Origin of the sequence: Segetibacter koreensis DSM 18137, assembly GCF_000374045.1 — a bacterium.
GTDB lineage: Bacteria > Bacteroidota > Bacteroidia > Chitinophagales > Chitinophagaceae > Segetibacter > Segetibacter koreensis.
The window spans coordinates 44,370-62,129 of record NZ_KB893385.1 but is presented as its reverse complement, the minus strand read 5'-3'; the positions used below and the strand labels follow the sequence as shown (position 1 = coordinate 62,129).

Sequence of the window (17,760 nt, the reverse complement as noted above, 5' to 3'; positions counted from 1 at the left end):
TGTATAAGAATGAAAAAACAATCAGATTTTAAAATAAATAAAAGCCTTATTTCCTTACCTTTGCGCCAAATTTAAGCAAATAAATATTTGTCATATGTCGAAAGTTGGAAAGGTAAAACAAGTTATCGGCGCCGTAGTAGATGTGCAGTTTGAAGGAAGTTTGCCCGAGATTTATAATTCTCTCGAGATGAAACGTGAGAATGGAGATATCCTGGTAATGGAAGTGCAGCAACATCTTGGGGAGGATAGTGTGCGTTGTATTGCTATGGATGGTACCGAGGGTCTTGTTAGGGGAATGCAGGTTATTGACACTGAAAGACCAATCAGTATGCCTGTAGGTGAAGGTATTAACGGACGATTATTTAATGTAACCGGTGACCCTATTGATGGACTACCACCAGTAAGTAAAGTAAACGGACGTCCTATTCACAGTAAACCTCCTTTATTTGAAAATCTGAGTACCTCTTCTGAAATTCTTTATACCGGCATTAAAGTTATCGACCTTATTGAGCCTTATTCCAAAGGGGGTAAGATTGGTTTATTTGGTGGTGCAGGTGTAGGTAAAACAGTATTGATTCAGGAATTGATTAATAATATTGCCGTAGGATATGGCGGTGTATCGGTATTTGCAGGCGTGGGAGAGAGAACCCGTGAAGGAAATGATTTGATGCGTGAAATGATTGAAGCTGGTATTATGAAATACGGTGACAAATTCAAGCACAGCATGGAAGAAGGTGGATGGGATTTGGAGTCTGTAAATCTCGAAGAATTAAAAGAATCAAAAGCGACATTTGTTTTTGGTCAAATGAATGAACCACCGGGAGCACGTGCGCGAGTGGCTTTAAGCGGTTTGACCATTGCTGAATATTTCCGCGATGGAGACGGACAGGGAAAAGGAAGAGATATTCTTTTCTTCGTCGATAATATCTTCCGTTTTACCCAAGCCGGCTCAGAAGTATCCGCTTTGTTGGGACGTATGCCATCTGCGGTAGGTTATCAACCAACTTTGGCCACAGAAATGGGATTGATGCAGGAACGTATTACTTCAACCAAAAACGGTTCAATTACATCAGTGCAAGCGGTGTATGTACCGGCGGATGACTTAACTGATCCGGCCCCGGCAACAACATTTGCCCATCTTGATGCCACAACCGTACTTAGCCGTAAGATTGCTGACCTTGGTATTTATCCTGCGGTAGACCCATTGGATAGTACGAGCCGTATTCTTACACCTAATATTGTTGGTGACGCGCATTATGATTGTGCAAACCGGGTAAAATTGATTTTACAACGTTATAAGGAATTACAGGACATTATCGCCATTCTTGGTTTGGATGAGTTGAGTGATGAAGATAAATTAACAGTAGCGCGTGCACGTAAAGTACAGCGTTTCTTGTCACAGCCCTTCCATGTAGCAGAGCAGTTTACAGGTTTAAAAGGTGTGTTTGTTAGCATCGAAGATACCATTCGTGCTTTTAATTCCATTATGGACGGAGAAGTGGATGAGTACCCTGAAGCAGCTTTTAACCTTGTCGGTACTTTGGAAGATGCGATTGAAAAAGGTAAGAAAATGATGGAAGCTGCAAAGGCTTAAAGGCAGATTTGAAGATGTGCTAATGTGATATTGTCCAGTTTCTTATTGCATTTCACTTTCAGATTTTTAAATTGATGTTTTTCAAATTAAATTATGACGTTAGAAATATTAACTCCGGAAAAAAGACTTTACAGCGGTGATGTATATGGTGTACAGCTTCCAGGCATTGACGGGAAGTTCGAGGTGCTTAACAGGCATGCACCCATAGTAAGCGCACTGGGAAAAGGTACGGTGAAAGTAATTAAGGATAAAAACACGACTTCAAACTTCAGGATTGAAAGCGGATTTATAGAAGTATTGAACAATAAAGCAACCGTATTAGTAGAAGGTGCTACAGAGTTATAGCCTGTATTAGGATAAGATTTTTAAAAGCCTCAACCAAAAAAGTTGAGGCTTTTATTATTATGCAAGTTTTTGTAAGAAAAATAGTGAGTTTAAGCTAGAAGCATTTTCTAATTTCCATATAACAAATTTCGAATGTCTTTTTTTCAAATTGTTTTTGCTTCACTTTTCGAAATAAGAATTCAAATAATTTTCTATTGTCTTTATTCAACCGATATAAGTCTGCCTGACAACGAATTTCATTAAAACAATCACAATTTGATTTTTATTTATCTTCTTTAGTTTTTTCTTAAAACTCCTAGGCACTCCATTTGATTTAAATTGGATGTAAATTCATTAAACAAAAAAAGGAGAATAAAATATGAAAAGCAAAAATGGGCTGTGGGTAAGTATTATGGTTTTGGCTGTAGGCTTTACAAGCTGTTCAAAAGATCCGTTGGCAAATTTGACTGCAGAAGAGTCAAGAATATACATAACTAATCATGACTCAACAAAGAATTTTAGCAACTATCATACTTTCAGTATCTCTGACTCTGTGGCAGTTCTTAACAATGGTGAGGCGTCAAAACAACTCAACCAAACTGACCAGGCATTTATTGACGCTGTTAAAACAGAAATGCAGAATGACGGATATACACTTGTAAATAAGGGTGCTAATCCCGACCTTGGCATCAATATTACCCGTATCTACAATACTTCTACCGGCATTATTAGCTATAGCAATTATTATGATTACTATGGAGGTTATTGGGATCCGTATTATTGGGGCTATGGCGGTTACAATTACTATTCACCCTACAGTTATGCAACTTATTCTATTAGGGAAGGCGCTCTTTCTATAGATATGCTTAATCTTAAAGATGCACCTGCTACTAATAAAATAGAAGTCATATGGAACGGATTAATTCGTGGTTCAGGCATATTTAATGCAAATACTGCTGCTGACCAGGTAAATAAGTTGTTTACTCAATCACCCTATTTAAAATCTAAGTAAAAAATTATGAAAAAAAGATTTGTAATATTAATGACAGTATGTGCAGTTTGCTTCATCGGTCTCTCCGCATCTGCACAGGAGAAGTTTAAAATGGAGTTAAGCTATAATGTAAGTGTTCCCGTTGGAAGCTTTAAAAATGATTATATAGGTAAAACATCGTTTAGGGGAGGTACCGGAATGATCAGCTATACTTTTAATCCAAAGTTTTCTTTGGGCTTAAGTTCAGGGTATCAAAATTACTATCAAAAGTATGGCAGACAGTTATACAAACTGGATGGAAACCAGACTGTATCCGCAGTCCTGACTAACTCTATGGACATTGTGCCTATACTTTTTCGGGGAACATTTTATCCTTTAGGCACAAGTACATCGATGGTTCAACCTTATGTGTCAGCAGGAGCAGGGGTTAACCTCATAAATTATGGTCAATATCTTGGTGAGTTTGGAGGAACTGAATCTTCAACTGCATTTGCAGCACAGGCTGGAGCGGGTATTAAAATCCCTTTTGGAAAAGGACCTACCCAAAATGGTATTAAAATTGGCGCAACGTATAATTACTCAAACTACAACAATAACGATGTATCCAAACTGAATAATGTAGGAATAAACGCAGGAGTAATTTTTGGCTTAAAGTAATGGGTTTTAGGGGTATTGATTTTGAATAAAAAGAGGTGGCTTTTGAGAAAGCCGCCTCTTTGATTTTCAGCCTAAGCAAGTACTCAAGCCACTATTTATTCTAATGATATAGGGCTATGCCAATAGCAAGAATTGAGCAATCTTACTATTTACCACCAAGCATTAAAATCAAAAAAAACACGTTTTATTCTTTATTCTTACTATCCATTATTATTGTAACGGGTCCATCATTTAACAGTTCCACTTTCATATCGGCCCCAAAAATGCCCGTTTCTATTTCTTTGCCTAAATCTGTTTGTAATTGAAGAATAGTTTTTTCATAAAGGGGAATTGCAATATCACCTTTGGAAGCCCGGCTATAAGAAGGACGGTTACCTTTTTTTGTACTTGCATGCAAAGTAAATTGACTCACAAGCAAAATGTTTCCATCAATATCTTTTACGCTTTTATTCATTACCTCATTTTCATCATTAAAAATTCGCATTTGTACTAATTTGTTGCTGATCCACTCAATATCTTCTTTAGTATCGGTATCTTCAAATCCTGCCAATACAAGCAAGCCATCTTTTATTTCACCCACTATTTTTTTCTCAACTGTAACTGATGCCCGGCTCACCCTTTGTACTACAACCCTCATAAAAGCTTTTTTCGCTGTAATTTTATAATTATGAAGGTAAATGTTTACAACGAAATTATTTTTAGTACCGCGCGTAGTGGAGGTAAAGGTGGTCAGAATGTAAACAAAGTGGAAACAATGGTCGAAGGCCGATGGAATGTAGCAGGGTCGAACCTATTTAACGACGAACAAAAAGCAAGGATTTTTGAGAAGCTGGCAAATAAAATTACGTCTGAAGGTTTTCTTTTGGTAAAATCACAAACAGCACGTACACAGCTCAGCAATAAGGATGACGTGGTTCGAAAGATTAATTTTTTGATAGAGCACGCCCTGGAGAAAAAGAAAACGAGAATAGCAACAAAACCTTCTAAAGCATCTAAAGAAAAACGGGTGCAGTCAAAAAAAAGTAAATCTAAAATAAAAGATAACCGGCGAAAAGTAAGGTTACACGATATTTAAATTATTCTTATACTGATCGTTTTTTCTTATAGCAATTATAAAATAGTGTCGGGCTTAGTGCTTACCGCTATTTTTGCCAAAAAATATCGAAACTATTGAGCGGCATTAAAAAATTAGCGGGTCAAACAATGTGGTATGGAGTAAGCTCTATTGCTGCAAGGTTTATCAATTACCTGCTTACACCATATTTAACGAGTACGTCAGTTTTGCAAGTTTCAGACTATGGAAAATTGAGCCTTGTATATGCAGCTATTCCATTGCTTAATGTTCTTTTTACATACGGTTTTGAAACGGCTTATTTTCGTTTTTCTCAGCGAAAGGAATTTCAACAAAGCATCTACAGCACAGCAAGTATTTCCCTGTTTATTTCAACTATAATATTTTCACTTGTTTTATGGATCTTTCACAATTCACTCGCCTCACTGGCGGGCATACCCGGCCAACCTTATCTTATTAAAATCAGCATCCTAATCATTGCGCTAGATGCACTGGCTACAATACCTTTCGCTAAACTCAGGCATGAGGGAAGGCCAATAAAATATGCTTTCATACGAATTATTGGCATTCTTGTAAATATTGCTGCAACCATCTTTTTCCTGTCTTACTGTCCTAAAATAATTGTTAATAATCCTAACAGCTGGATAAGTCTGTTTTATCGCACAGATGTTAATCCGGTTACTTACGTCGTTATTGCCACTCTTTTGCAATCAGGGTTAACGTTACTGTTGCTGATGGGACAGATAGGGGCAATAAAACTTGAATTCAACAAAGTATTGTGGAAAGAAATGATATTGTATGCATTGCCTTTAATTATAGTAGGCCTGGGGGGGATGATAAATGAAACTTTTGACAGGCTAATGCTAAACTGGTGGGTGCCCGGAAGTATAACTTTTAAAGAAGAACAGGTAGGCATTTATAGCGCCTGTTATAAATTATCGTTACTTATCAGCTTGTTTACGCAAGCTTTTAGAATGGGCGCCGAACCTTTTTTCTTTAAGCAGGCAGAAGGGTTAAACCCACAACGAACGTATGCAAGGGTTATGAAGTTTTTTGTGATCACCGTTACTCTTATGTTTTTGCTGGTAAGCCTGTTCCTTCCTGTTTTCAAATATTTTGTTGGAAGAACTTATTGGGTTGGGTTGGGCGTAGTTCCGATTCTGTTGCTGGCAAATATATTTTTAGGTATCTATTACAACTTGAGTATTTGGTACAAGTTAGGCAATAAAACTAAAGCAGGGGCGTACATTACAATAACCGGTGCAGCTATTACTATACTTATCAACCGTATTTTTATTCCACACTATAGCTTTCTGGCATGTGCCTGGGCTACTTTTTTCTGCTATGGCAGTATGATGGTTATTAGTTTTGCGTGGGGTCAAAAAGAATACCGTATTCCATATCCAACCAAAAAACTTATTGCCTATATTGTAATTGTGGTAACTCTCTATTTTATTCATAGAGCATTAACCTCCATAGTGCCGCAAATCTGGTTTAGCCTTTTCATTGGCGCACTACTACTTTTTATATATACGTGGTTTATATTATTGATTGAGAAAGAAGAATTTAAAAAATTTCCGGTAATAGGAAAATTTATTAAATAATAATTTTTTAAAGCAATTTTTTCTATTCAACATTTTACGAATACGCCTCTGCTATTTTTGTTTTAGCTAAGCAAGGAGTTTACCAAACAAAAAGTTCTTGGTTATTAATAAAAAGGCTGTATGTGATTATTCTGGTGGAATAATTTTTATAGAGATTAAGCAACTTAACACTGCTTATGTTCACTCTTGGAATCAATGCCGTTTTTCACGATTCTGCTGCATGCATTTTAAAAGATGGAAAATTATTGGCTTCCGCCGAAGAAGAAAGATTTACGCACATAAAACACGGCAAGCGTCCTGTTCCTTTCAGCACATATGAACTTCCTTTTAATGCCATACATTATTGTCTTCAGGTTGCAGGTATTCACATAAATGATGTTGATCATTTTGCATATTCATTTGATCCATTTTTATTATTAGGAAAGCATGCAAATAATCATACTTTAAACTTACCGTTGCAACCCAGCAAAGCGCCTAAAAGTGAAGAATGGCTTTCTCCATGGGATCCCTTGTTTTTATCTTATATTGTAAACGCACCGTTGCAGCTAAAAAGCGGATATCCTCATCACTTGCAAAAAAGATTTAAAGGTGCCAAAATAAGAGATGAACAATGGCATTTTGTTGACCATCATATTTCTCATGCGGTTAGTGCATTTCATCCTTCACCTTATACAACGGCTGCAGTGCTGACTTTAGATGGAAGAGGTGAAATTGCTACGACAACTTATAATGTTGGTAATGGAAATGAATTGAGTAAAATAGGGCAGGTAAATATGCCTGATTCACTAGGGTTATTATATGAAAGGGTAACAGAACATCTTGGCTTCTTGCATAGTTCAGATGAATATAAAGTAATGGCACTAGCCTCTTATGGAAAGCCTGAGTTTGTAAAAGATTTCAGGGAGATGATTCAAATAACAGCAAACGGCCAATACTTTATAAAAGAGGAAAGGCTTGAAGAAAGATTTGGACCATCAAGATTACGGCATGAAGAATTTACAAGGCATCATTTCAACATTGCTCATTCGCTACAATTTGTTTTAGAGGAAACTGCTATTGAAATTTGTAACTGGCTATATAATGAAACCAAAGAAGAAAATTTGTGCATGGCTGGCGGTGTGGCTTTAAATTGTGTAATGAATGCAAGAATAAAAGACAAAAGCTCTTTTAAAAATGTATGGGTGCAACCAGCTGCCGGAGATTCTGGTACTGCTTTGGGAGCTGCTATTTGGGTTGATAATATGTTTAGGGAAAATGCTGCTAAAACCTTTAATATGAACCATGCCTATTGGGGACCCGAATATAATGACGCAGAGATTGAAAAATTTCTACAATGGACAAAGACGAAGTATCGCAAGCTGGAGAACGTAGCACAAGAAACAGCAGAGATTCTTGCACAGGATAAAATAATCGGTTGGTTCCAGGGGCGTATGGAATTTGGTCCACGAGCATTAGGAAGCAGGTCTATTCTTGCGTCACCAATTAATCCTGATATGCAGAGCAGGTTAAATGAAGTGAAGGACCGGGAAGATTTTAGACCTGTGGCTCCGGTTGTGTTAGAAGAAGATGCGGGAGAATGGTTTGAAAATGCTTCTTACTCGCCTTTTATGCTCTTTACCTACAATGTAAAACAAGGAAAGGCAGACAAAATTCGCGCGGTGAGACATGTAGACGGCACAGCAAGAATACAAACAGTAAACGAACAACAACATCAGGTATACTATAATCTATTAAAAGAATTTAAGAAGAAAACAGGAGTGCCAGTACTTGTAAATACATCTTTTAATACACTAGGCAAACCAATAGTTTGTACTCCGCGTGATGCCGTCGAATGTTTCTGGAGCTCGCCGTTTGATGCGCTTGTTATTGGTTCATTTTTGTTGGAGAAGTAATTATGGAAATTGCAATATCGGTAGTTGTTCCTACATTTCAGCGCCCGCAATTATTAATAAGTTGCCTGCGCCACCTGTGTAGGCAAACCTTAGAGAGGGAGAAATATGAAGTCATTATTGTTAGCGACGGGCCAGATGTACTGGCTAAGCAAATAGTTGCAGAATACCGGACATGCTCATCTCTCAATATAAAATTTTTATCTCTACCAGTAAAAAAAGGACCTGCCGCTGCACGTAATCTTGGCTGGCAAAACGCTCACGGTATTTTAATCGCTTTTACCGATGATGACTGTTTGCCTGATAAAAAATGGTTGGAGAGCATTTTGAATCATTATAAAAATGAACCGGAAATAGCTTATACTGGAAAAGTCATTGTCCCGGTGTCTGAGCAGCCTACCGATTTTGAATTAAATACAAAAGGACTCGAAACAGGAGATTTTGTTACAGCCAATTGTGTTTGCACCAAAGCAACATTGCAGGCAACAGGTGGTTTTGATGAAGCATTTACCGAGGCGTGGCGCGAAGACAGTGATCTTGAATTTAAACTGCTTAATCGAAAAGTTCCGATAGTGAAATTAAATGATGCAATTGTTATACATCCTGTAAGGAAAGTTGCCTGGGGCGTAAGTATTAAAGAGCAAAGGAAGGCAATGTTCAACGCTCTTCTCTTCAAGAAATATCCTGATCTGTTTCGAAAGCGGATAAGAAAAAGTCCAAACTGGAAATACTATTTTATTATATTATTTTTCATAGTGCTTGCCGTGTCAGTATTTTTAAAAATTACCTTGTTAACTGTCGTTGCTTTTGTTGGTTGGTTTTACTTGACAATTACTTTCATTGTCAAAAGATTAATACCTGCCAGAAAAACCGTTTCTCATATTTTTGAAATGATTGCAACATCCGTTGTAATTCCTTTTTTATCTGTGTTTTGGACCCTTTATGGAGCAATAAAATACAGGGTATTGTTTTTTTGAATTATGAAAAGTTGAGGGTTTGTTGTATTATTTGTGTAGCAGAGGGTAGTGGTGCTTTAAGCTATTGTAGCTGTTTTTGAATATAAATAAGAGGCTTTAAGTACAGTTAAATAGCATTACAAAAAGATAAATGGAGCGTCGCAAGTAAAGATGAATCTGTGTTACAAATGTTTAAATCAAAATAAAAAAATAGCAAAACTGATTAATGAAGCTTCAGAATCTACAAAAAATTGTTGTTTTTCGTGCACTGCAAATTGGTGATATGCTTTGTGCTATACCTGCTATAAGGGCCTTGCATAATGCGTGCCCTAATGCGGAAATCACTTTAATTGGATTGCCATGGGCGAAGATGTTGGTGGAAAGGTTTCCTGAATATTTTCAGTCTTTAATTCCATTTCCCGGTTTTCCGGGTTTTCCAGAGCAGCCTGTTGATTATTTGGCATTTCCTGATTTTTTGAAAAAGGTGCAGAATGAAAATTTCGATTTGGCACTACAGATGCATGGAAGCGGTTTGATATCTAATCCTTTGGTGGATTTATTTGCTGCTAAAAATATTGCCGGTTTTTACACTAAAAATAATTTTTGCCCTAATAAGGATTTGTTTGTTGAATATCCAGGCAATGTTCATGAAATTTATCGGCATTTAAGATTGATTGAAGCATTGGGAATTACAGCATACACTACCGACCTCGAATTTCCTATTACAGACAAAGACACAGAAGATTTTGAAAAGGCAGCCTTGCCGGTAAGGACAAACGAATATGTGATTATACATCCCGGGTCTAGAGGAGTAAGCAGGCAGTGGAGCCCTGAAAATTTTGCTGCGGTTGGAGACTATTGCTATGAAAACGGACTACAGGTCGTAATAACAGGAACCAAAGATGAAATGCCAATAGTAGAAAACGTAAAACGATACATGAAGTATGAACCAATAATAGCTGCGGGTAAAACATCGTTAGGTGCTGTAGCTGTTTTAATAAAAAATGCGACTGCACTAGTTTCAAACTGCACCGGCGTATCTCACATTGCTGCTGCGCTTAAAACAAAAAGCATTGTAATAAGTCTCGACGGAGAGCCGGACAGGTGGGGTCCGCTAAATAGATCGTTGCATACAACAATAGATTGGACCACCGACGCTGATATTAATAAAGTTCGTAGTGAATTAAAATCTTTGTTATTTAGCAGCTTTAGAGTGTAAATTATTAAGTGTTGGAAGAACTTTTTTCCAATAAATTATTTACTGCATGATATATGTCGTTTGGCTGGGGCATTGGAGTAGGCCTCCTATAGACTTCTTTATATAAAAACTGAATCACTTCGTTTTTACTTCGTTTATCTTCCTCTACTTCAAATTCCAGGATGGATGATGAAACCTTCCATGGGGTATGTTGGGGATTAGTTTGAGCATATAAAACTACTACAGGTGTGTTTACTGCAGCAGCTATGTGAATTGTACCAGTGTTTACTGAAACAATTACAGGAGCTTTTTCTATTAAGGCAATAAATTCTTCCAGCTTTAATAAGCCTGCAACAGAAAATCCATTTTCTCCTGTTTCGGCTGCTAATTGTTCACACAATATTTTTTCAGAACCTGCACCCGTAAATAATATTTGAAAACCTTTTTCTTTAATAATTTTTTTCGCCGACCTGACCCAAAGGTCGCCAGGATACTCGCGCTTTTTTTCGCTGACGCCTGCATGAAAAATAAGCCATCGCTTATTTAAATCTATACCATTATTTGTCAGTTTATCTTCTGCACTTTTCCATGCTAATGCCGGAATATCTAAATGTATAGAAACATCTTCAGTAACTGCCCCTATTGAATTTACTAAGGAAAGGTCGCGAATGACCTGGTGTTGAATAAATGTATACGGTTCTTTATCAGGCAGCCAATTGGTTAATAATTCATACGGATTTTCGCGGCTATAGGCAAGGCGAAGTGGTATGCCAGCCATATAAGCAATCATAGCTGCAGGCATAGGATTTTGGCTGAAGACGGTAAAGATGACAGCAGCATCAAACTTTCTTTCTTTAAGTTGTTGTACCAATGTAAATATCGCTTCGTTTCCTGCTACCTCTTTAGCTTTTATCCATGGAAGGTCAAATACAATTACATCATCTATTTCAGAAAGATAAGGAGCTATGCCGGCAGCCATCGAGGAAGTGAGTACAGTGATTTTGCAAGAAAAAGTATCTCTTAAAGCCCTGATAGCAGGCGCAGACATAATGAGATCGCCCATATTATCTGCCCTGATTATTAAAATATTTTTAGCGCGCGGCCAGCTTTCTGTCATCAGTTGCAGGTTCATTAACGGTGTTACATATATAACGGGCAGCCTGTAAAAAGTCAGCAGCTACAAAAGTGGGTGTTCTGAAATTTCCCTTTACCCACTCGGTTTCGTAACCAAGATCTAATAAAACAGTTTTGCATCCTGCCCTGTTTCCTGCTTCCACATCATTTAAAATATCACCGATCATCCACGATTTTTCTGTATCAATTTGCAGGTCTTCTGCAGCTTTGAGTATCATGCCTGGCTCAGGCTTTCTGCAGGCGCAGGAAAGGGTGTACTCAGCTATTTTACCGAGAGGATGGTGAGGACAAAAATAATAACCTTCGATCTCTATCCCTTCAGCATTAAACAAAAGGTTAAGTTTTTGTTCAACCTTTTCCAATTCATCGTATTTAAAATATCCTCTTGCTACACCTGCCTGGTTTGAAATTACTACAAAAAGGTATCCTTCTTCTTTCAATAATTTCAAACCTTCAATTACTCCGGGTTGTAATGTAATTAAATCAGGATTTACATTGTAAGGAATATCTGGAATAAGTGTGCCATCTTTATCAAGAAAAATTGCTTTTCTTTTTTCTGCCATGTAGCAAAGATAGGTTAAGCCGCCTGGCTCTTTTTATTAATGCTTTCTTTTGTTGTTTCTTCGGAAACCAATGCAGGTACTTGTATGTGTTGGTAAAGGTCGGCAACAAGTAGTGCAACTTTTCTCCAGGTAAAATTTTCCTTAACTCTTTGTATCGATGCTTTTTTCATTTGTTGAAGCAAAGAAGGATTTGATATGAGTAAATGAACTTTAGAAGCTAAAGCATCAGGGTCATTAGGCGGAACTAAAAACCCGGTTTTACCATCTAATACACTGAATTTTATTCCCCCGACATTTGAGCCGATAACGGGAGTTCCACAAGCCATAGACTCGAGAGGAGTTATACCGAAGGGCTCATACCATGGTGTAGAAATAAACAGGTGTGCTGCGCAATAATAATATTTAAGGATATCCCTGTTTTTTCTTCCTACAAAAGTTACTTTATCTTCCACGCCTTCTTTTCGTGCGACCTGTTGAAGTCTTGCTATTTCGGGACAAGCCATCGGATTAGGATCGTCTGTTTCGCCGCCTACTACAACCAACCTGTATGGTACTCCGGTTTCTTTAAGTCGCCCAAGGCTCCTCACTACATTGTCAACTCCCTTTCGTGGAACCATTCGGCCTAATTGCAAAAGAATTTTCTCATCTGGCTGCAAACCCAATAAGGTACAGGCAATTTCCCGGTTTACCGGGTAAAATTCTTTAGCGCTGAATCCGCATGGAATAATGGTAATTTTTTCAGGAGGAGTGTTGTAGTATTCTATCAAATCACTTTTATCCTGTGGACATTCTGCTATTACCGCATCAGCATATTGTACAATTTGCTTTTCGATTTCGATTCTTTCCGGAGGAAACTTATCGCTTTTGCCCTGGTGTATTTGTCTTACATATCCTAAAGCGTGAAAAGTAATAACGAAAGGTATATTCAAAACTTCTTTTAGCCACATAGCAACAAGCCCTGACATAAAGAAATTAGCATGTACAAGATTGTAATTAATTTGTTCTGACGATATAAATTCTATCATGTCTTCTTTAAAAGCAGGCATAAAAGGAAGTAATTCTTCCTTTGGCACTAAACCCATCGGCCCCGCTTTTACATGAATTACCCTAATGTTATTTTCCCATTCTATTACTTTAGGCAGTTTCGCGTCCTCCCATCGGGTGAAGATATCTACATGATGCCCGGCCGATGCGAGGTGTTTAGCAAGTTCTGCTACGTATACATTTTGCCCCCCGCTATCTACTCCTCCCAGAGAAGCTAATGGAGATGCATGCTCGCTAATGAATGCTATCTTTCTTTTCATATAGTAGTTGTTTGCAGCATTTTACATGCAGAAGAAATTGATTTATTTTCCAATCTAAACAATAAATTAGCCTTTTCCGAATATTGGACAATAGTATTTTTACAATTATAGGAAAATAATGTTTGTAATAATGTTTTTACACCGGTTATAAAAGCGTCATCTGAAGTTTTACAAATACGTTTTCCTTCTTTAAAGCTTTTTTTCTGCCCAATCTTTCTTGAGCGCCTTGTATGATTATATAAAAATCCTAAATGAGTTACAGGAGGCTTTTCAATAAGGATGGAATATAGAGGATTAAGGAAAAAATTTTTCATCATCTCGAGCAATGATGCGCAGTCTTTCCAATTGTATCTTCTATTAAATGATGAGAACTGATTAATATTTGAAGAAAAAGTGTTGTTGATGGAATACGCACGTGTTACAGTTGAAAATTTTTTATTTTTTTTATCTGATATTTTATAATCGTTTTGCAAACTGCTCTCCATCTCTTTTTAATATTCTAAATTTTTTTTCTTCCATATTAGATTTCAATTATAATACCATTTTGATTTTCAATGAGAAAGAAGCAGAAGGTAACTTTTGCAAAGGTTTTAGTAGAAATTTTTCCTCGTATTGTTAGAAGTTTGTTAACGGCTTTATATAGAATTGAATTAAAATAAGTTATACTAAAATTTGAAACTTTTTTTAATTTCAATTTATTCACCCGTTCTCAAAGAAAAGCGTTGTCTAAAAAACCTTACAAAAGAGTTCAGAGAGTAAAAGCTCACCGTGATATCTTTATAATTTTTTGTGATGATTGATCACAGGAAGTGAAAAGCTATAACTGTTATGTGAGTCGATGGAAATTTAAGATTAACTATTCTAATATTTGAACAGTAGTAGAGTAAAATATAAATCTGTTAGTAAAATGAATATTTTGATCAGTTGTATTTAACCACATAATAATGCAGCAGCTACAACTCCTGCGGTTTCCGTGCGGAGTCTTGTTTCGCCTAACGTAACAGGTTGATAAGCTCTGTCTAGAGCAAAAACAATTTCCTGGTTGCTAAAATCACCTTCAGGACCTATCAATATCTGTGTATCACTTTCTTTATAAAAATCAGTTAGGGATACTTTCATTTCTTCTTCGCAATGGGCAATCAATTTAGTCTTATAAACAGATGAAGAAATAACCTTTAATACATCGGTTGGTTGCCTCAAAACAGGTAGCCATACTTGTTTGCTTTGCAACATCGCACTTATAGTAATTTGTTTCATCCTATCATAACGAAAGTGTTGTTTTTCAGTCCGTTCACATAGCAAAGGAATGATTTCTGTAACACCTATTTCAGTTGCTTTTTCAAGAAACCATTCAAAACGATTACTATTTTTTAATAGTGATATTGCTATACAAACCTCTTGTTTCTTTTTTTGTACTGCCTGCCTTTCCACTATTTTGACCGTGCACCTTTTTTTGTGATCATCTACTATTTGTGCAGTTAATAAATTTCCAGCACCATCCGTTAACTGCAATGTTTCTAAAGGTTTCATTCTTAGAACCTGTACCACATGTTTTGAAGTGTCTTCATTTAAAGTAATGATATTGTCAGAAGGAAAAGCATCAATAAAAAAAATCGGTAAATCCATAAGTGTAAAAATAAAAATAAAAGAGACTGTAAAATAAACTGTGTCAAGACCAGACGCGTTGAAGTACTAGGGAGACATACAAGTCTAACACTTGTAAAAAAATTGAAATGATTTTTAAAATCAAGTATTGATTATGTTTCTTTTGTTTGATTTTTTTGTCTTATCAAGATTTTCCTTCCGTAATTTCTTGGCGGAATTGGGGTTAGCTGATGGCTTTTATGGTATCAATATCAAATGTTACTTTTATTGGTTTCCATTATTGTGAATTTATAGAGAGCAGTTCATCACCTATATCTGCTTGCTTTTCAAAAAATTGTCTATTCTTTTCTTTTGACGTAAATGATGACGAAAATGCATTTCAGCGAACTGCAGCCATTCATCAGCACTAAAATAGTTCAATCCCGGATGTTTTGTTTTGCCCTTATACGAACTTGTTGACATCAATATCTCAACAACTTTAATTTCATTTTTTAAATTGATTAAACAGCTCCTCAGCTTTTCCTTATTATCAGGCTGCGGAGTGTACAGGTTTGATGGCGGTCCTTCAATTATTTCATCGGGAAAATTATTATTAAAAAACATTGATTTCGCTTCAGTTGATGCTTCTTCTGCCGCATTATCATTTGTACCCAAACAAGTTTTCATCTGTTCAATATAAAAATTTGTTTCATCAATGAGATGCATATACACCTGTCCTAGTGACCAACTGTCTGAAGACGGTTTAGCACATAACGAGTTGAAATCATATTGTTCTAACTCTGTTATCCAAACATCTATTGTACGGTTAAAATCTTCGATTAACATTTGTAAATCAATTTATCATAGGTATGACTATCGGGTTAAAATGTTTGCAATGAAATTACTTTCTCTAAAGATATAAATCAAATTAAAAATGTAGAGTTCAAATATTAAAACGGCTAATTACTAGGTTAATAAAAAAGCCTTAAACGATTGAAATCAAAAGTTTAAGGCTTAAAAGAATATTGTATCTCGGGCTTAATTGTTCATCTTCTGCGAGCAATAGCACTCAACATATAGTGTATTGTTAAGTGGATTTTGGCAGGTTTATTTCACTAAAGCTACTTGCCGTTCTCATTAAAGGAACACTGTTCAACCATTTTTTATGAGCGAAATCTCCGAACGTTTCGCCATCTTTTCTTTCACTTCTGTAAGTACCGAACAGGTAATCCAACTCTGTTAGTATCTCATCTTCGTTAAGGCTTTCTTTATACAACTTGTTTAGCCGCTCTCCAATTCTGTCGCCCCCTATTTGCAAATTGTACTTACCAACAGCGGTGCCTACCAAACCAATTTCAGCGGCATAAGGTCTTGCACAGCCATTAGGACAACCAGTCATTCTCATAATTATTTCATCCGTTTCCAAGCCATGCTTAATTAGTAATGGTTCTACTTTATCAAGTAAGAGGGGCATATATCTTTGTGCTTCTGCCAATGCTAAGGGGCAGGTGTTTAATGCTACACAGGCCATTGCGTTTTTACGAAGCGCGGAAGCATTATCTGTATGCGTTATGATCTTGTATCTGTCCAGTATCTCCTGTATGACAGCTTTGTCTTGCTGCTGAATATTTCCTAATATCAGGTTTTGGTTACAGGTAAAAGTAAAGGTTGCTTTGCCTGTTTCTGCCACTTCTAAAAGTGCCGATTTTAAAGCCACTTTTTCATCGTCTAAAATTCTTCCGTTTTCTACATACACTGTAAAATACCATAAGCCTTCGTGGTCTTGTTCCCACCCATAAAAATCTTTTCGTGATTCAAATTGATAGGGTCTTGCTTCTTCAATTTCAAAGCCGCACCTGCGTTCAAGCTCTTCTTTCCAAAATTGAAGTCCTAACCTGTCAGCAGTATATTTTAAACGGGCAACCTTTCTATCGCTGCGGTTACCATAATCTCTTTGAATAGTTGCTACTTCATACACTGCTTTCAACGTCTTCTCCTTACCTGAAACAAAACCAAGCACAGATGCCAAACGTGCATAATGATCAGGGTTGCCATGTGTAGCAGACATGCCGCCGCCAATTGCTATGTTGAAACCTTTTAATTCATTATTTTCTATAATGGCAATCAATGCAAGATCGTTGCCCAATACATCTATATCATTGTTTGGCGGAATAGCAATGCCTACTTTAAATTTACGAGGCATATACCTGTTTTGATACAACGGGTCTTTTTCAAGTTCTTTATCTAACAGCTTTTCACCATCAAGCCATATTTCATAGTACGCATTTGTTTTTGGCAACATTCGTGTTGCAATCTCTTTTGCATAATCATATATCTCTGTATGCAGCGGTGATTGCTTTGGATGAGAACTGCATAGCACGTTACGGTTCACATCTCCGCAGGTAGCCAATGTTGTAAGTCCGGCCTGGTTAAATGCCTTAAGTGTAGGCTTAACCTTCGATTTTAAAACGCCATGCAATTGAATGGTTTGCCTGGTTGTAATCTTTAACACGCCGGTTGAATTTTCTCCGGCAATGTTATGCAGGGTGATGTATTGTTCCGGCGATATTACCCCGCCTGTCAGTCGTAAGCGGATCATGAAAGAGTACAAACGCTCCAGCTTCTTTGCAGCACGTTCATCACGGCGATCGCGGTCGTCTTGTACGTACATGCCATGAAAGCGAACCAGCGCATAATCATCTTCGTTTATGCTTCCTGTAATCTCGTTTGCAAGACTTTCGACAAATGTTCCCCTAAGGCTATCACTTGCCATTTTTATTCTTTCGGTTGAAGAAAGGTTGTCATTATTTCCCGCCATAATTGTAAGCCCCCAATCCCCCTAAAGGGGGTTTAAAGAATTTTAAAATTTTTATTAATTATCTCTACCTAT

17 protein-coding genes are annotated in these 17,760 nt (G+C 36.9%); 9 read left to right on the top strand and 8 right to left on the bottom strand.

Going from position 1 to position 17,760, the window contains the following annotated elements; genetic code table 11:
- The first annotated feature begins 94 nt into the window (after window positions 1–94).
- From atpD to B154_RS0125395, 4 genes are all read left to right on the top strand, one after another.
- On the top strand, window positions 95–1,594 hold the full coding sequence (gene atpD / locus B154_RS0125410) for a F0F1 ATP synthase subunit beta (RefSeq protein ID WP_018617171.1): 1,500 nt from the start codon (window positions 95–97) through the stop codon (window positions 1,592–1,594).
- A gap of 93 nt (window positions 1,595–1,687) precedes the next feature.
- Entirely contained in the window at window positions 1,688–1,939 is a 252-nt protein-coding gene (atpC, locus tag B154_RS0125405; RefSeq protein WP_018617170.1) for an ATP synthase F1 subunit epsilon, read from the top strand.
- 358 nt (window positions 1,940–2,297) lie between these two features.
- A complete protein-coding gene (locus B154_RS0125400; RefSeq protein WP_018617169.1) occupies window positions 2,298–2,930 on the top strand; it encodes a DUF4136 domain-containing protein in 633 nt (210 codons plus the stop codon).
- 6 nt (window positions 2,931–2,936) lie between these two features.
- Complete coding sequence (locus B154_RS0125395) at window positions 2,937–3,566, top strand: outer membrane beta-barrel protein (protein WP_018617168.1); 630 nt, start codon at window positions 2,937–2,939, stop codon at window positions 3,564–3,566.
- A 184-nt stretch (window positions 3,567–3,750) separates the two neighbouring features.
- On the opposite strand, the gene dtd is transcribed toward B154_RS0125395, so the two are convergent.
- A complete protein-coding gene (gene dtd, locus B154_RS0125390; RefSeq protein ID WP_018617167.1) occupies window positions 3,751–4,203 on the bottom strand; it encodes a D-aminoacyl-tRNA deacylase in 453 nt (150 codons plus the stop codon).
- Window positions 4,204–4,233: 30 nt separating this feature from the next.
- On the opposite strand from dtd, the gene arfB reads away from it, so the two are divergent.
- From arfB to B154_RS0125365, 5 genes are all read left to right on the top strand, one after another.
- The gene (arfB, locus tag B154_RS0125385) at window positions 4,234–4,641 is read left to right on the top strand and encodes an alternative ribosome rescue aminoacyl-tRNA hydrolase ArfB (protein WP_018617166.1); all 408 of its coding nucleotides are present in this window, start codon (window positions 4,234–4,236) and stop codon (window positions 4,639–4,641) included.
- 95 nt (window positions 4,642–4,736) lie between these two features.
- The gene (locus B154_RS0125380) at window positions 4,737–6,242 is read left to right on the top strand and encodes a lipopolysaccharide biosynthesis protein (protein WP_071595327.1); all 1,506 of its coding nucleotides are present in this window, start codon (window positions 4,737–4,739) and stop codon (window positions 6,240–6,242) included.
- A 176-nt stretch (window positions 6,243–6,418) separates the two neighbouring features.
- Window positions 6,419–8,134, top strand: coding sequence for a carbamoyltransferase family protein (locus tag B154_RS0125375; RefSeq protein ID WP_018617164.1), 1,716 nt, complete (start codon window positions 6,419–6,421; stop codon window positions 8,132–8,134).
- 2 nt (window positions 8,135–8,136) lie between these two features.
- Entirely contained in the window at window positions 8,137–9,108 is a 972-nt protein-coding gene (locus tag B154_RS0125370; RefSeq protein WP_018617163.1) for a glycosyltransferase family 2 protein, read from the top strand.
- A gap of 205 nt (window positions 9,109–9,313) precedes the next feature.
- Complete coding sequence (locus tag B154_RS0125365; protein WP_018617162.1) at window positions 9,314–10,306, top strand: glycosyltransferase family 9 protein; 993 nt, start codon at window positions 9,314–9,316, stop codon at window positions 10,304–10,306.
- A gap of 4 nt (window positions 10,307–10,310) precedes the next feature.
- Here B154_RS0125365 and B154_RS0125360 read toward each other — a convergent pair whose 3' ends face one another.
- From B154_RS0125360 to B154_RS0125330, 7 genes are all read right to left on the bottom strand, one after another.
- Window positions 10,311–11,417, bottom strand: coding sequence for a glycosyltransferase family 9 protein (locus B154_RS0125360; protein ID WP_157580962.1), 1,107 nt, complete (start codon window positions 11,415–11,417; stop codon window positions 10,311–10,313).
- Window positions 11,377–11,982, bottom strand: a complete 606-nt coding sequence (locus B154_RS0125355; protein ID WP_018617160.1) for a D-glycero-alpha-D-manno-heptose-1,7-bisphosphate 7-phosphatase — start codon at window positions 11,980–11,982, stop codon at window positions 11,377–11,379. The genes B154_RS0125360 and B154_RS0125355 overlap by 41 nt, the downstream gene beginning before the upstream one ends.
- Before the next feature lie 14 nt (window positions 11,983–11,996).
- The gene (locus B154_RS0125350; RefSeq protein WP_018617159.1) at window positions 11,997–13,286 is read right to left on the bottom strand and encodes a glycosyltransferase family 4 protein; all 1,290 of its coding nucleotides are present in this window, start codon (window positions 13,284–13,286) and stop codon (window positions 11,997–11,999) included.
- Window positions 13,283–13,771, bottom strand: coding sequence for a hypothetical protein (locus B154_RS0125345; RefSeq protein ID WP_018617158.1), 489 nt, complete (start codon window positions 13,769–13,771; stop codon window positions 13,283–13,285). Before B154_RS0125345 ends, B154_RS0125350 begins: the two co-directional genes overlap by 4 nt.
- A gap of 445 nt (window positions 13,772–14,216) precedes the next feature.
- The gene (locus tag B154_RS0125340) at window positions 14,217–14,912 is read right to left on the bottom strand and encodes an RsmE family RNA methyltransferase (RefSeq protein ID WP_018617157.1); all 696 of its coding nucleotides are present in this window, start codon (window positions 14,910–14,912) and stop codon (window positions 14,217–14,219) included.
- A gap of 288 nt (window positions 14,913–15,200) precedes the next feature.
- Window positions 15,201–15,716: a DinB family protein gene (locus B154_RS0125335; protein ID WP_018617156.1), complete on the bottom strand. Its 516-nt coding sequence runs from the start codon at window positions 15,714–15,716 to the stop codon at window positions 15,201–15,203.
- 241 nt (window positions 15,717–15,957) lie between these two features.
- Window positions 15,958–17,688 carry an NADPH-dependent assimilatory sulfite reductase hemoprotein subunit gene (locus B154_RS0125330; RefSeq protein WP_018617155.1) on the bottom strand — a complete coding sequence of 577 codons (1,731 nt, stop codon included), beginning with the start codon at window positions 17,686–17,688 and terminating at the stop codon, window positions 15,958–15,960.
- Window positions 17,689–17,760: the final 72 nt, after the last annotated feature.